The organism is Streptomyces coffeae (genome assembly GCF_016741875.1).
GTDB lineage: Bacteria > Actinomycetota > Actinomycetes > Streptomycetales > Streptomycetaceae > Streptomyces > Streptomyces coffeae.
In genome coordinates this window covers 171,306-185,958 of record NZ_JAERRF010000018.1, presented here as the reverse complement: position 1 = coordinate 185,958, position 14,653 = coordinate 171,306, and the positions used below count along the sequence as shown (strand labels likewise).

General features: G+C 71.7%; 14 protein-coding genes. 7 read left to right on the top strand and 7 right to left on the bottom strand.

Going from position 1 to position 14,653, the window contains the following annotated elements:
- The coding region (locus JK363_RS27635) for an IS481 family transposase (protein WP_201878263.1) at positions 1–820 on the top strand (820 nt) is incomplete at its 5' end.
- A 3-nt stretch (positions 821–823) separates the two neighbouring features.
- Here JK363_RS27635 and JK363_RS27630 read toward each other — a convergent pair.
- The 5 genes from JK363_RS27630 to egtA all read right to left on the bottom strand — a co-directional run bounded on the left by JK363_RS27630 (position 824) and on the right by egtA (position 5,849).
- Positions 824–1,399, bottom strand: coding sequence for a GNAT family N-acetyltransferase (locus JK363_RS27630; RefSeq protein ID WP_201878261.1), 576 nt, complete (start codon positions 1,397–1,399; stop codon positions 824–826).
- Between the two features lie 80 nt (positions 1,400–1,479).
- Positions 1,480–2,445, bottom strand: coding sequence for an L-histidine N(alpha)-methyltransferase (egtD, locus tag JK363_RS27625; RefSeq protein WP_201878259.1), 966 nt, complete (start codon positions 2,443–2,445; stop codon positions 1,480–1,482).
- Positions 2,442–3,197: an ergothioneine biosynthesis protein EgtC gene (egtC, locus tag JK363_RS27620; RefSeq protein ID WP_201878257.1), complete on the bottom strand. Its 756-nt coding sequence runs from the start codon at positions 3,195–3,197 to the stop codon at positions 2,442–2,444. Before egtC ends, egtD begins: the two co-directional genes overlap by 4 nt.
- A gap of 46 nt (positions 3,198–3,243) precedes the next feature.
- Positions 3,244–4,587 (bottom strand): ergothioneine biosynthesis protein EgtB, encoded by a 1,344-nt coding sequence (egtB, locus tag JK363_RS27615; RefSeq protein WP_201878255.1) that lies wholly within the window; start codon positions 4,585–4,587, stop codon positions 3,244–3,246.
- Positions 4,584–5,849 (bottom strand): ergothioneine biosynthesis glutamate--cysteine ligase EgtA, encoded by a 1,266-nt coding sequence (gene egtA, locus JK363_RS27610; protein ID WP_201878253.1) that lies wholly within the window; start codon positions 5,847–5,849, stop codon positions 4,584–4,586. Before egtA ends, egtB begins: the two co-directional genes overlap by 4 nt.
- 247 nt (positions 5,850–6,096) lie before the next feature.
- Here egtA and JK363_RS27605 point away from each other — a divergent pair, with 247 nt between their 5' ends.
- From JK363_RS27605 to JK363_RS27590, 4 genes are all read left to right on the top strand, one after another.
- Positions 6,097–7,101 (top strand): NADPH:quinone oxidoreductase family protein, encoded by a 1,005-nt coding sequence (locus JK363_RS27605; RefSeq protein ID WP_201878251.1) that lies wholly within the window; start codon positions 6,097–6,099, stop codon positions 7,099–7,101.
- Positions 7,098–8,303, top strand: coding sequence for an acyl-CoA dehydrogenase family protein (locus tag JK363_RS27600; protein WP_201878248.1), 1,206 nt, complete (start codon positions 7,098–7,100; stop codon positions 8,301–8,303). The genes JK363_RS27605 and JK363_RS27600 overlap by 4 nt, the downstream gene beginning before the upstream one ends.
- Positions 8,300–9,436, top strand: a complete 1,137-nt coding sequence (locus JK363_RS27595) for an acyl-CoA dehydrogenase family protein (RefSeq protein WP_201878246.1) — start codon at positions 8,300–8,302, stop codon at positions 9,434–9,436. The genes JK363_RS27600 and JK363_RS27595 overlap by 4 nt, the downstream gene beginning before the upstream one ends.
- Positions 9,437–9,655: 219 nt before the next feature.
- Positions 9,656–9,850, top strand: coding sequence for a hypothetical protein (locus tag JK363_RS27590; RefSeq protein WP_069860708.1), 195 nt, complete (start codon positions 9,656–9,658; stop codon positions 9,848–9,850).
- Positions 9,851–9,878: 28 nt separating this feature from the next.
- Here the strand turns inward: JK363_RS27590 and JK363_RS27585 are convergent, their stop codons facing one another.
- Together JK363_RS27585 and JK363_RS27580 are read right to left on the bottom strand one after the other, a co-directional pair.
- The gene (locus JK363_RS27585; RefSeq protein ID WP_201878244.1) at positions 9,879–11,267 is read right to left on the bottom strand and encodes a family 2B encapsulin nanocompartment shell protein; all 1,389 of its coding nucleotides are present in this window, start codon (positions 11,265–11,267) and stop codon (positions 9,879–9,881) included.
- Positions 11,268–11,338: 71 nt separating this feature from the next.
- Complete coding sequence (locus JK363_RS27580; protein ID WP_201878242.1) at positions 11,339–12,751, bottom strand: family 2B encapsulin nanocompartment shell protein; 1,413 nt, start codon at positions 12,749–12,751, stop codon at positions 11,339–11,341.
- A 413-nt stretch (positions 12,752–13,164) separates the two neighbouring features.
- Between JK363_RS27580 and JK363_RS27575 the strand changes: the two genes are divergently transcribed.
- Together JK363_RS27575 and JK363_RS27570 are read left to right on the top strand one after the other, a co-directional pair.
- Positions 13,165–14,028: a phosphatidylinositol-specific phospholipase C/glycerophosphodiester phosphodiesterase family protein gene (locus JK363_RS27575; RefSeq protein ID WP_201878240.1), complete on the top strand. Its 864-nt coding sequence runs from the start codon at positions 13,165–13,167 to the stop codon at positions 14,026–14,028.
- 92 nt (positions 14,029–14,120) lie between these two features.
- Positions 14,121–14,609 carry a GNAT family N-acetyltransferase gene (locus JK363_RS27570; RefSeq protein ID WP_372444858.1) on the top strand — a complete coding sequence of 163 codons (489 nt, stop codon included), beginning with the start codon at positions 14,121–14,123 and terminating at the stop codon, positions 14,607–14,609.
- Positions 14,610–14,653 lie beyond the last annotated feature (44 nt).

The following is a 14,653-nucleotide window of genomic DNA, read 5'->3' as shown; positions in this document are numbered from 1 at the left end:
CCACCGCTACCGCCACCACGGAACAGCGGGCCTGCACGACCGCTCCAGTCGTCCGCATCGCTCACCGCGCCGGACGCCGACCGCGCTGGAGGCACAGGTCCTGCGCAGGCGCCGTGAACACCGCATCGGCCCACTGCGACTGGCGGCCCGCACCGGCATCGCCGCCTCCACCGCCCACCGCATCCTCCAACGCCACCACATGCCCCCTCTGGCCGCCTGCGACCGGGCCACCGGCGAACCCGTCCGCCGCTACGAACACTCACGACCGGGCGAGCTGGTCCACATCGACGTAAAGAAACTCGGCCGCATTCCCGACGGCGGCGGCCACAAGAAACTCGGCCGGGCAGCCGGCCGCAAGAACCGCACCGGCACCGGCTACGCCTACCTGCACACCGCCCTGGACGACCACACACGCCTGGCCTACACCGAGAACCTGCCCGACGAGACCGCCCCAACCTGCGCAGCCTTCCTCACCCGCGCCACCGCCTGGTTCGCCGCACGAGGCGTCACCGTTCAACGGGTGCTGACCGACAACGCCTGGGCCTACAGCAAGAACACCTGGCGCCAGACCTGCCAGGACCTGGGGATCAGCCCGCGCTGGACCCGCCCCTGGCGGCCCCAGACCAACGGCAAGGTCGAACGCTTCCACCGCACTCTGCTCGACGAATGGGCCTACCAGCGGCCCTACACCTCAGAAAGCGAACGCCAGGCAGCGTTTCCCGGCTGGCTGGACTGGTACAACTACCACCGACCCCACACCGGAATCAGCGGCCAAACCCCAGCCAGCCGCGTCACCAACCTCTCCGGACAACACACCTAGGCCCTAGGATCCGGCCTCCCCCACGGACTTTTCGAGGAGCGTGAACGACTTGGGCGTGCCGCCGGGTTGCGGCTTTCCCTCCTTGCGTCCGACGATCCGGTAGCCGGCGTCGAGGTAGTACGCGGTGAGGCGTTCGTTGCCGGCGAGGCAGTCCAGGCGTGCCAGTGTTCGGCCTGCCTCGGCAATACAGCGCTCAGCGGCACGCAGGAGTCGGCGTCCGGTGCCGGGCGGGACGCTGCTGTGGTCGACCATCAGCCGGTGCACATATCCGGCCGTCGGCGGCTGCGGCCCCCAGGCGTCTTCGTCCTCCCACCACAGCTCCCAGGCCCCGACGACGCGTCCGGCCGCCTCGGCGAGCCAGAGCTCGCCGCTTTTCGCGATACGGCGGAAGTGGTCCTCGCCCAGCTCGCCGGGTGTCCACTGGCCGGTAACGCCCTGGGCGAGCATCCAGCGGGCGGCGTCGTCGCGCAGGCGCACCACAGCGGCAAGGTCGACATCTTCGGCATGGCGGAAGCTCAGATCACTCACGCCGCGATCTTCGCACAGAGGTACGCCACTTGGCGGTGGCCCCGGTCTCATCGATAAGACCCAGGCCCGTGCTCACAGCGGTGGCCGCCGCCCGGACGCGGGCGGCGGCCACCGGAAACGCCCCTGTGCCGTTATGTACGCACCGCCAGCGACAGCGCAAAGCGTCCCTCGGCATCGGTCCACCAGCGCCGCGACTCCAGCCCGGCGGCGGCCAGTTCGGCCCGTACCTTCTCCTTCCGGAACTTCGCCGACACCTCGGTGCGGACCTCCTCACCGGCCGCGAAGTGGATCGCGAGATCCATCGCGGGGATCTTCGCGGTGAGTTCCTTGCGGGCCCGCAGCCGCATCTCCATCCACTCCTCCTCGGCGTTCCAGACCGCGACATGGTCGAAGTCCGCCGGGTTGAAGTCGGCGCCCAGCTCGCGGTTGAGCACCGCGAGCACGTTCTTGTTGAACGCCGCGGTGACCCCTTGCGCGTCGTCGTACGCGGCCACCAGCGTGGCCTCGTCCTTGACCAGATCGGTGCCGAGCAGCAGCGCGTCACCCGGCGCCAGCATCGCGCTCACCGCCGTGAAGAACTCCCGCCGCTCGGACGGCAGCAGATTGCCGATGGTGCCGCCGAGGAACGCCAGCAGCCGCGGCCCGGGGGAGTCCTCGGGCAGGGTGAGCCCGTGCATGAAGTCGGCCACCATGGCGTGCACCGTCAGCTCCGGGTGCTCGGTGAGCAGGGCGCGCCCGGCCGGTTCCAGGGCGCTCTCGCTCACGTCCACCGGGACGTAGACCCGCAGACCGGGCAGCGCCCGGATCAGATGCCGGGTCTTCTCCGAAGACCCGGAGCCCAGTTCGACCAGGGTTCTCGCCCCGGTCGTATCGGCGATCTCCGCCGCCCTCGCTATGAGGATCTCCCGCTCCGCGCGGGTCGGATAGTACTCGGGCAGCCGGGTGATCTCTTCGAAGAGCTCGCTTCCGCGGGCGTCGTAGAACCACTTCGGCGGCAGCCGCTTGGGGGTGCGGGTCAGCCCGTCGGCCACATCGTCGCGCAGTGCAGCGGTCGTGGAGTCCACGGGCAGGGTCCGGGTCATGGTGAAGGGGCTCACGCGGAAGCCTCCTTGAGGGGAGAGAGGAGAACATCGGTACGGGTGGCGGTCAGCAGAGTGCGGTCGGGGACTTCCGTCCAGTGCGGATCGTCGTCGTACGGCTCGGAGGCCACGACCACCGCGCGGCCCGGGTCGGCCCGGTACCACAGAGTGTCGCCCCACGCGGTGGCGGCGATCGTCGACCCGTCCAGGAGCAGCAGGTTCAGCCGTGAACCGGGCGCGGCCGCCGCCACCGTCTCGACGGCCGCGGCCAGCGCCTCGGCCGGTGCGTTCCCCAGCCGCAGCCGGTGCAGCACCAGCGCCCACACCAGCGCGGAGTCACAGCGTGCTTCGAGGCTCAGCAGATCGGCGGGTGGCAGGGACGCGGCCACCTCCGCGAGCGACTGCGGCCACTGGCGCACCGCGCCGTTGTGGCTGAACAGCCAGATCCCGGAGGCGAAGGGCGAGGCCCCCGCCTCCCCGTCCGCACTCGCCTCGGTGGCGTCGCGCACGGCCGCCATCAGGGCCCCGGTGCGCACCACCCGGGCGAGATCGGCGAACGACAGATCGCCCCAGATGGGCCCGGCACGCCGGTAGCGCGCGGGCACCGGGTCGTCCGGCGCGTACCAGCCGACCCCGAACCCGTCGGCGTTGACGGTGCCGTGGGCCTGCCGCCGCGGCGCCCAGGACTGCGTGAGCAGACTGTGCGGCGGGGCGCTGACCACGTCGCCGATGGCGGTCTCCGGCCCCAGATAGGCGAGATGCCGGCACATCAGCGCCACCCCCCGGCAGCGGGGGCGGCGTCTCCGGCGACGGCCCTCACGCGGCCTCCGGGGCGGCGTCGCGGGCGGTGCGGAACCCCGAGAAGATCTGCCGCCGGATCGGCAGGTCCCAGTTGCGGAAGGTGCCCCGGCAGGCCACCGGGTCCACCGCGAAGGAGCCTCCGCGCAGCACCTTGTACGCGGGCCCGAAGAAGACCTGCGAGTACTCGGGGTACGGGAAGACGCGGAACCCCGGATAGGGCAGGAAGTCGCTGGAGGTCCACTCCCACACATCGCCGATCAGCTGCCGTACGCCGAGCGGGGAGGCGCCCCGCGGATAGCTTCCGGCCCGCGCGGGCCGCAGATGGCGCTGGCCGAGGTTGGCGTGGTCGGGGGTGGGGTCCTCGTTGCCCCACGGATACCGCAGGGACCGGCCGGTCGCCGGGTCGTGGCGGGCCGCCTTCTCCCACTCCTCTTCGGACGGCAGCCGGCGCCCCGCCCAGCGGGCGTAGGCGTCCGCCTCGTACCAGCTCACATGCAGCACCGGCTCGTCCTCCGGCACCGGTTCGGTCACCCCGAACCGGCGGCGCAGCCACTGCCCGCCCTCGCGCCGCCAGAACAGGGGCGCGCTCAGACCGTGTTCCTGGATATGGGCCCAGCCCTCCGGTGTCCACCAGCGGCGCTCGGCGTAGCCGCCGTCCGCGATGAACCGGGCGTACGCGCCGTTGGTCACCGGGCTGGTGTCGATGTGGAAGGGCGGGACCAGCCGCCGGTGGGCGGGCCGTTCATTGTCCAGCGCCCAGGGTTCGGTGGAGGTGCCCATGGTGAACGGGCCGCCGGGGACCAGGACCTCGTCGGGCAGCGCGGCCCCGTCGGCGGTGTCCGGCGGCGCGGGGGCGGTCAGCGCGGCGGGCCCGCGGCGCAGCTGGTGGGTGATGAGCATCGTCTCGTCGTGCTGCTGCTCATGCTGGGCGATCATGCCGAAGGCGAAGGCCGCGTCGACCAGCGGGGCGCCGCGCAGCTCGATGCGTTCCAGGACGTCGAACACCCGGCCGCGCACCTCGGAGACATAGCCCCGGGCCTCGGCCGGTGCCAGCAGGGGAAGCGAGGGCCGCTGGGCGCGCGGATGCTCGAAGGCGTCGTACACCGAGTCGATCTCCGGGCGCATGGCCTGCCGTCCGCCGACGGCGCGCAGCAGCCATTGCTCCTCCTGGTTGCCGATATGTGCCAGGTCCCATACCAGCGGGGACATCAAGGGGGAGTGCTGGGCGGTGAGATCGTGGTCGTCCACGCAGGTGGTGAGGGTGTGGGTGCGTTCGCGCGCGGTGCGCAGCGCGCTCCCGGCGCGCTTGCGCAGTGCCTCGGGGTCGAGGTCGAGGAGGTCGGAGTCGGAAGCGGTCATGGCCGTTCCTCCTTCCCGGGGACGGGGGTGAGCAGATCGTCGGCGGGACATCGGCCACGGGCCACATAGCGGTCGGTGTAGTCGGCCACGGCGGAGGTGATGGCGGGGGAGGCGCCCAGCCGGGGGAGTGCCTCCAGCGCGGTGGCGAAGCAGGTGGTGGCGGCGCTGCGCAGTTCGGGGTCGGCCAGGCCGTCCCGGGTCGCGCTCAGCCACAGCGGATTGCACGGGGCGGGCCGGGTGCCCGCGGTCTCGGCGAGCGGTTTCACCACGCGGTAGACGGTTTCCGCGGCCTGGGGGTCATCGAAGAGCGCCACCGTGACGGCGAGGGGGACGATCCATCCGTCGTCACCGCTCTGCGCGTCGATCATGCGCAGTTCGAGATGGCCGCGCGGCCGGACGGGCGGGAAGAGGGTGGAGATGTGGAAGTCGAGATCGTCGAGGGTGGGCGGCCGGGGCAGTGCGGTCCGGGCCCACTGCCGGAAGGTCAGCCCGTCCGGTACGGTCCACGGCCCGTGCTCGGCCCGGACGGCCATCACCGGCGCGTCCAGTACATAGCGGGCCCAGGTGGTGCGGGGGTCGTGCCCGTCGGGCGGGGCGAGGGTCCGGCCGGGGTCCATCGAGGCCCACAGCGCCTGCCGGGTGGAGCGGTAGCCGGTGGGTCTGCCCTCGCGCAGCGGGGAATTGGCGAAGGCGGCGGTCAGGACGGCGCCCAGGAGGTGGGCGAGCCGCCAGCGCCGCCCCAGGCCCAGCGGACCGGGCTCCTCCTGCCCGGCGTCCACGCACACCTGGACCGAGGCGGTGCTGCACATCATGGACCGTCCCGCCGGGCCCCGGCGGTTGAAATAGGTCTCCATGGAGTCGTAGCGGGGCGTGGTGAGAAACCGGCGCGGCGGCCGCCAGGGATCATGGCCATGCCCGGCGATACCGAGGCCGAGCCCGGCGAGAAGGGTGCGTACGAGAACCAGATCAGCGGCGGTGGACTCCACGCAGGCGGTGAGGGAGTCGGCCGGGAGGGAGCTCAGCTCCAGCTGGCCGCCGGGTTCGAAGGTGATCGCGGACCGGAGCGGCAGTCCGCGCAGAGCGGTGACCGCGGCTTCCAGCCGGGCCACCTCCACGGGTTGTGCGGGGTCGTGCGGGTCGTACAGGAGCCATTCCAGTTCGACACCGATACGGCGCGGCGGCCCTGTTTTGAAACAGATGCCGTGCAGCCTGGCCTCCATCTCGGCCTCGCTGATGGCTTTGCTGTCGGGCACAGTCGTCATCTCCCGTCCCGTTCCGGCGATCGGCTCGCCGTGCTGCGAACCGATCTGTGCCGCTCACTTTCACCTGCGGAAGCGCCGGGCTCAAGGGTGCCTCCAGAGTTGCACAGGAGTTCCCGCCCCGCCGGACGGGAGCGGCAGGATGGCTGAGGCCACAGCACAGGGCGGTTTCCCCTGTCGTACCGACTGGTTAGTATGTGCCGCCTCGGCGTAAGGAACGCCGCTACCGACAGCTTGTGGAGGCCACCGGATGCAGGCATGGCGAGTGCACGACAACGGCGAGCCGCGTGAGGTCATGCGCCTGGAAGAGGTGCCCGATCCGGTGGCGGGCCCGGGACAGCTGCTGGTGCGGGTCCTGGCCGTCAACGTCAACTTCCCCGACGCCCTGTTGTGCCGCGGCCACTACCAGGTACGGCCGCCGCTGCCCTTCACCCCGGGCGTCGAGCTGTGCGGTGAGGTCGTCGCCGTCGGCGAGGGCGCCGAGGGCGAGGTGGGCTCCCGCGTCGTGGCCACCCCCACCCTGCCCGCGGGCGGTTTCGCCGAGCTGGTCACGGTGGACGCGGCGAGTGTGCTCCCCGCTCCCGACGCCCTGGACGACACCGAGGCCGCGGCGCTGCACATCGGCTACCAGACCGGCTGGTTCGGTCTGCACCGCCGGGCCCGGCTGCAATCGGGCGAGACCCTGCTGGTGCACGCCGCCGCGGGCGGGGTGGGCACCGCCGCCGTCCAGCTCGGCAAGGCGGTCGGCGCCCGGGTCATCGGCGTCGTCGGCGGTGAGGACAAGGCGCGGGTGGCTCGTGAGGTGGGCTGTGACCTCGTGCTCGACCGCCGCACGGACGACATCGTGGCCGCGGTCAAGGAGGCCACCGGCGGACGCGGCGCCGATGTGGTGTACGACCCCGTCGGTGGCGACGCCTTCGCCAAGTCCGTCAAGTGCGTGGCCTTCGAGGGCCGCATCGTGGTCGTCGGCTTCGCCAGCGGCGTCGTCCCCCAGGCCGCCCTCAACCACGCCCTGGTCAAGAACTACGCCATCCTCGGCCTCCACTGGGGTCTGTACAACACCAAGGACCCGGCCGCCGTCCGCTCCTGCCACGACGAACTGACCAAGCTGGCAGCCCAGGGCACCGTACGGCCCCTGGTCAGCGAGCGGGTGCCGCTCGCGGACGCGGCCGACGCCGTCCAGCGCGTCGCCGACGGCGTGACCACCGGCCGTGTGGTGGTCGTCCCCGGCCGGACGACGGGAGGCCCCCGATGACCACCGCCCGGAACCGGACCGCCGTGGACGCCCCCGAACTGCGCCGCCGCGTCCGCGCACTCCTCGACGCCCACCCCCCGGCCACCACCGACCACCTGGACTTCCTGCGCGCCCGCTTCGACGCCGGGCTCGCCTGGGTGCACTACCCGGTGGGGCTCGGCGGCCTGGACGCCCCACGCTCCCTCCAGGCCGTCGTGGACGCCGAACTCGCGGCCGCCGGGGCACCCGACAACGACCCCCGCCGCATCGGCATCGGCCTGGGGATGGCCGCCCCCACCATCCTCGGCTTCGGCACCGACGAGCAGCGCACCCGGCTGCTGCGCCCGCTGTGGACCGGCGAGGAGGTGTGGTGCCAGCTGTTCAGCGAACCCGGCGCCGGATCCGATCTCGCGGCCCTCGGCACCCGCGCGGTGCGCGACGGCGAGGCATGGGTGGTCGACGGCCAGAAGGTGTGGACCTCCAGCGCGCATCTCGCCCGCTGGGCCATCCTCATCGCCCGCACCGACCCCGAACTGCCCAAGCACCGTGGCATCACCTACTTCATCTGCGATATGACCGACCCCGGGGTCGAGGTGCGCCCGCTGCGCCAGATCACCGGCGAGGCGGAGTTCAACGAGGTCTTCCTCACCGGGGTGCGCATCCCCGACAGCCGGCGCCTCGGCGAGGTCGGCGAGGGCTGGCGGGTCGCCCAGACCACCCTGATGAACGAGCGGGTTGCCATCGGCGGCGGCCCGACCCCCCGAGAAGGCGGCATGGTCGGCCTGGTCGCGAAGACCTGGCGGGACCGGCCCGAGCTGCGCACCCACGACCTCCACCAGCGGCTGCTGCGGCTGTGGGTGGACGCCGAGGCGGCCCGGCTGGCGGGCGAACGGCTGCGCCAGCAACTCGCCCTCGGCCAGCCCGGCCCCGAAGGCTCGGCCATGAAACTCGCCTTCGCCCGCCTCAACCAGCGGCTCAGCGCGCTGGAGGTGGAACTGCTGGGCGAGGAGGGGCTGGCCTACGACGACTGGACACTGCGCCGCCCCGAACACGTCGACTTCACCGGCCGCGAGGCGGGCTACCGCTATCTGCGCGCCAAGGGCAACTCCATCGAGGGCGGCACCTCGGAGGTGCTGCTCAACGTCATCGCCGAACGCGTCCTGGGCCTACCGCCCGAGCCGCGGACCGACAAGGACGTCCCGTGGAAGGACCTGCCCCGATGAGCACCCCGGACCTGCTCTACACCGAGGCCGAGGACGATCTGCGCGCGGCCGTACGGGCGTTGCTCACCGACCGCTGCCCGGCCCCGGCCGTCCTCGCCCAGGCGGAGAGCGACCAGCCGTACGACCCCGCCGTATGGCGGGCGCTGGGCGCCGAGATGGGCACGGCCGGGCTGCTGGTCCCCGACAAGCTGGGCGGACAGGGCGCCACCGCACGCGAGGTGGCGGTGGTGCTGGAGGAACTCGGCCGCGCCGTGGCTCCGGTGCCCTATCTCACCAGCGCCGTCCTGGCCGTCACGGCCCTGCTCGGCTGCGACACCGACGACGAGGCCGTGGCGCGGCTGCTCCGAGGGCTCGCCGAGGGCCGGACCACCGGCGCCCTGGCCCTTCCGCTGGCCGGCGCACCGGGCGAGGACACCCCGCCCGCCACCGTACGGATCGGCGGCGACGGAACCCTGAGCGGTGAGGTCCGAGGTGTCGCGGGCGCGCTGGGAGCCGAGGTGCTGCTGATCCCCGCCGAAGGGCCGGACGGCTACGGGCTGTACGCCGCGCACACCACCGAGCCCGGTGTCACCGTCGCCCCGCTCACCTCCCTGGACCTCACCCGGCCGCTCGCCACGGTGACCCTCGACGGGGCGCCCACGCGCCGGGTGGCCGGAGCGGACCGGGCCCGGGCCGCGGTTCGGCGCGCCCTGCTGACCGGGGCGGGGCTGCTCGCCTCCGAACAGCTGGGGGTGGCCGAATGGTGTCTGACCGAGACCGTGCGCCACACCGGCGAGCGTCATCAGTTCGGCCGCCCCATCGGTTCGTTCCAGGCGCTGAAGCACCGGATGGCCGCACTGTGGCTGGAGCTGGTCTCCGCCCGCGCCACCGCCCGGTACGCCGCCGACGCTCTGGCCACGGACAATCCGGACGCCCCGGTGGCGGTGGCCATCGCCCAGACGTACTGCGCCGAAGTGGCTGTGCACGCCGCCGAGGAATGCGTACAGCTGCATGGCGGTATCGGGATGACCTGGGAACACCCGGCCCATCTCTATCTCAAGCGGGCCAAGAGCGACGAGATCGCGCTGGGCACACCCGGCCGTCACCGTCAGCTCCTGGCCGGGCTGGTGGAGCTCCCGGCACCCACCGGCTGACCGCCCGGGAGCGGTAGGGGGCCGCCCCGGCATCTTGCGCCGGGGCGGACCGGCGTCCGAGTGCTGGGGCGGACCGGCGTCCGCACCGCGGCCCCCAGCCGCCATACCGAACAGCAGATCGGCACCCGTCCGGAGCACCACGGTTCGGCGGGTCATGGGCGATTCTGGGCCACACTGACGGCCGGATTCCGATCCTCCGTAGCGGCCGAGGAGGCTCCCATGGCCATTTCCATCTCCGTGGTCCTGCTGCTTCTGATTCTGGCGGTGGTCTTTCTGCGCAGTGGCGGGCTGCGTATCTCCCATGCCCTGGTCTGTGTGACGCTCGGCTTCTATCTGGCCAGTAGCAGTGTGGCGCCCACCATCTCCGAAGGGCTCGCCGCCACCGCGGACGTGGTCAGCAGCGTCCGCCCCTGACCCGCGCCCGCGGTGACGGCGGCACCGCTCAGCGGCCGATCTCGACGTCTTCCAGGACACCCAGCGCGTCCGGCACCAGAATCGCCGCCGAGTAGTAGGCGCTGACCAGATACGACGTCAGTGCCTGCTCGTTGATGCCCATGAACCGGACGTTCAGACTGGGCTCGTACTCATCGGGGATCCCGGTCTGGTGGAGCCCGACAACACCCTGGCTCTCCTCCCCGGTGCGCATCGCCAGGATGGAGCTGGTGCCGGACTCGCTCACCGGGATCTTGTTGCACGGCAGCAGCGGCACTCCGCGCCAGGCTCGCACCGCCACCCCGCCGATCTCGGTGCCCTGCGGATACAGGCCCCGGCTGCTGCACTCCCGCCCGAAGGCCGCGATGGTGCGCGGATGGGCCAGCAGATACTGCGTCTTGCGGCGCCGCGACAGCAGCTCATCGAGGTCATCGGGGGTGGGCGGCCCGCTGCGGGTGTGGATGCGCTGGGACAGATCGGCATTGTGCAGCAGGCCGAACTCCCGGTTGTTGATGAGCTCGTGCTCCTGACGCTCGCGCAGCGCCTCGATGGTCAGCCGGAGCTGCTCCTCCACCTGGTCCATGGGGTCGTTGTAGAGATCGGCGACCCGGGTGTGGACCCGCAGCACGGTCTGGGCCACGCTCAGCTCGTACTCCCGCGGGCTCAGCTCGTATTCGGCGAACGTCCCCGACAGCACCGGCTCGCCCGAGTGGCCCGAGGTGATCGCGATATCGGCCTCGCCACGACGATTGCGCGCGGGCTCCGGCCGGTTCTCCCGCTCCTCGACATGGGCGCGCAGCGCCCCCGAGCGGTCGGCCGCCTCCTGGAAGGCACGGCGGGGGAGGGTGAGCACGGTGGTGCGGGTGACCGCCCGGACGGTGAACTCCCAGGTCCGCTCCGGCCCGGTGAGCGCGGCGTCGCCGAAGTACTCCCCGTCGGCCAGCACCGCGAGCGCCGTATCGGTGTCATAGGCGCCGGGAGCGATCTGCCGGACCTTGCCATGAGCGACCAGATACACCTGATCGGCCGGGCGACCGGCCTCGACCAGCACATCCCCCGGCGCGTACTCCCGCTGGACGCAGGCGTCGGCCAGCGACTCCAGCACGGAGGTGTCCTCGAAGCCGCGCAACGTCGGCAGCTCGGCCAGCTCCGGCGGGATGACCCGCACCTGCGACCCGGTGGTGACGAACTCCACCCGCCCGTCACCGACCGTGTAGCTCAGCCGCCGGTTCACCCGGTAGGTGCCGGCCGACACCTGCACCCAGGGCAGCACCCGCAGCAGCCACCGGGACGAGATGGCCTGCATCTGCGGAACGGACTTGGTCGTGGTCGCCAGATTCCGTGCGGCGGCCGTGCCCAGACTCAGCGGCTGCTCACCGGACTCCACGGAAGTGGTCATCTGTGCTCATCACTCATTTCGGTAGGTATTCGGGAACGTATGCGAGGGCCATCCGAAGGCGTGGCGGGCCGTCAGCGGCCGATTTCCACGTTCTCCAGGATTCCGAGCGCATCCGGGACCAGAACGGCCGCGGAATAGTAGGCGCTGACGAGATACGAGATGATGGCCTGCTCGCTGATTCCCATGAACCGCACGGAGAGGCTCGGCTGGTATTCATCGGGAATTCCGGTCCGATGCAGCCCGATAACCCCCTGGTTCTCCTCGCCGGTGCGCAGGACGAGGACGGAGGTGACCCCGCTGCGGGTCACCGGAATCTTGTTGCACGGGAAAATGGGCACACCGCGCCACGCCGGCACCGCATGACCGTTCACCTCCGCGCTCTGCGGGGAGATACCGCGGCTGTTGAACTCCCGGCCGATCGCGGCGATCGCGCGCGGATGCGCCAGGATCAGCCCCGGGTCCTTCCACACGGTGGCCAGCAGGGCGTCGAGGTCGTCGGGGGTGGGCGGGCCGCCGCGGGTGTGGATGCGCTGGGACAGATCCGCGTTGTGCAGCAGGCCGATCCGGGGGTTGTTGATGAGCTCGTGCTCCTGGCGCTCCCGCAGGGCCTCGATGGTCAGCCGGAGCTGCTGCTCCACCTGGTTCATCGGGTCGTTGTACAGGTCGGCGACCCGGGTGTGGACCCGTAGCACGGTCTGGGCCACGCTCAGCTCGTACTCGCGGGGCGCGAGCTCGTACTCGGCGAAGGTGCCCGGCAGCATGGGCTCGCCCGCATGGCCGGAGGACAGCTCGATGGACGCCTCGCCGTGCTCGTTCCGCGGGGCCTCGGGCGCCGCCCGCACCGCGTCCACATGCTCCCGCAGCGCCCCCGAGCGGTCCATCTGCTCCTCGAACTCCTGGCGGGACAGCGCCAGCACGGTGCAGGAGGTGACCGCCTTGACGGTGACGCCCCAGGTGCCGCCGTCGGCCGAGGCCAGCTCCCGCTCACCGAGGTGGTCACCGCCCGCGGCCGTGCCGACCACCGCGGGCTCGTCGAAGGCTCCCTCGGTCAGCTTGTCGACCTTGCCATGGGCGATCAGATACAGCTCATCGGCCGGACGCCCGGCCTCCACCAGCACATCGCCGGGAGCCAGCTCACGCTGGGTGAACCGGTTCGCCAGCGCTTCCAGGACCTCGGTGTCCTCGAAGCCGCGGAGCAGCGGAAGCTCCCGCAGCTCGACCGGGATGACCCGGACCTCGGCGCCGGTGGTCGTGAACTCCACCCGGCCGTCCCCGAGGGTGTGCGAGGCCCGCCGGTTCACCCGGTAGCTGCCGCCCGGCACATGCACCCACGGCAACATGCGCAGCAGCCAACGCGAGGTAATTCCCTGCATCTGCGGAACGGACTTGGTCGTCGTCGCCAGATTCCGCGCGGCCGCCGTGCCGAGACTCGACAGCGGCTGCGAATTGTCGGTACCGGAACCCGGTTCAACGGACGTCGTCATCGTGAATGCTCACCCACCCCTGTACGGACCTCAAGAGAAATTCCTCCCGAGCAACTCCCAAGCTATCAGCGGCCTTTGGGCCTGTGCATTCACTCAAAAGTGTGGCCGCCCGAAGGGTTCGGACGAAGGCGAGGAATGGGTAAATACTCCGGCTCCGCGGGCAGCCGTACGTGCCGCCGTTCGGCGTCCGCGCCGCGGACCGTTCGCGTTCGGCGCCCCGCGCCGCACCCTCGGGCACACCACCTCCAGGCGCGCCCCGCACCCCCGCCGCGCGGGAACGGCGGGGAAATGGCCGGGGTCGGCCCGCCGAACTCTTCGCATGGCTCTGCCCTTTGGGGCCACGGCCCCCCGATACTCACTGGCGTCACCGCGCACAGCCGAGCAGCACGCCGGGACGAGAGCCGGGAGGCCTCATGGAACGCCGTACGCGCCGCGCCTTTGTTGTCACCCTCGGAGCCGCCGTGGCGGGCGGTGTGGCCACACCCGCCTTCGCCGGTACGGCGGCCACCGGCAGGCCCGCACCACCCCTCGCCAGAGCCCATGCGCACAACGACTACGAGCACCCCCGCCCGCTCACCGACGCCCTCTCCCACGGCTTCGGTAGTGTCGAGGCCGACATCTGGCTGGTGGACGGCGCGCTGCTGGTCGCCCACGACGCCACCGACCTGGACCCGACCCGCACCCTCGAATCGCTCTACCTCGACCCGCTGGCCCGGCGGGTGAAAGCCAACGGCGGCCGGGTCTACCGTGGTGACGACCTCTCCCTCCAGCTGCTGATCGACCTCAAGACCCCGGGCGAGGCCACCTATCGCGCACTCGCCAAACGGCTGCGCCGCTACGGCCCGATGTTCAGCGCCGCCTACGGCGGGGTCGGCGGCCGGGTGCGCCGCGGCCCGGTGACCGCCGTCATCTCCGGTGACCGCGGCGCCCGCGCCCCCATGGAGGCCGAGAAGGTGCGCCACGCCTTCTACGACGGACGCCTGGAGGACCTCGGCACGGGAGTGCCCGCCTCTTTCATCCCACTCATCAGCGCCGACTGGAACAAGACCTTCACCTGGCAGGGCGCGGGCACCATGCCCCCGGCGGAGCGGGAGAAGCTGCGGCAGATCGTCGGCGCCGCGCACCACGCCCGTCAGCGGGTGCGCTTCTGGGCCACTCCCGATGCGGCGGGGCCGGAGCGCGACGCTCTGTGGCGCGAACTGTTGGCCGCCGACGTCGACCACCTCAACACCGACGACCTGGCGGGTCTCGAGGACTTCCTCCGCGGCACCCGCTGAGCGGACGGGTGACCGGACAGCTGACCGGACTGGTGGCGGCGGACAGCAAAAACCCGTCGCGTTCCGCCGTCACCGGCGTCATGCTGACGGCCATGCTCATCAGGACCGCCACCCCTCAGGACTGGCCCGCGATCTGGCCCTTCCTGCACCGCATCGTCGCCGCGGGCGAGACCTACACCTATCCGCGCGACCTCGACGAGGACCAGGCGCGTGACCTCTGGATGCTGACGGCCCCGGGCCGTACCGTCGTCGCCACCGACCCCGACGGCACCGTGCTCGGCTCGGCCAAGATGAACCCCAACCACATGGGTCCCGGGTCGCATATCGCAAGCGCCAGCTTCATGGTGGCGCCCGAGCAGGCCGGACGCGGGGTCGGACGGGCCCTGGGCGAACATGTCCTGGAGTGGGCGCGGGCCGAAGGCTACCGGGGCATGCAGTTCAACGCCGTCGTGGAGAGCAACACCCGGGCGGTCGCGCTGTGGCGTTCACTGGGCTTCGAGGTGGTGGGCACCGTCCCGGAGGCGTTCGAGCATCCGACGAAGGGCTATGTCGGACTCCACATCATGCATCAGCACCTGTGAGCGCGGCCGGGCCACCGGACCTCGCCGTCGGACCGTCGAGCCCG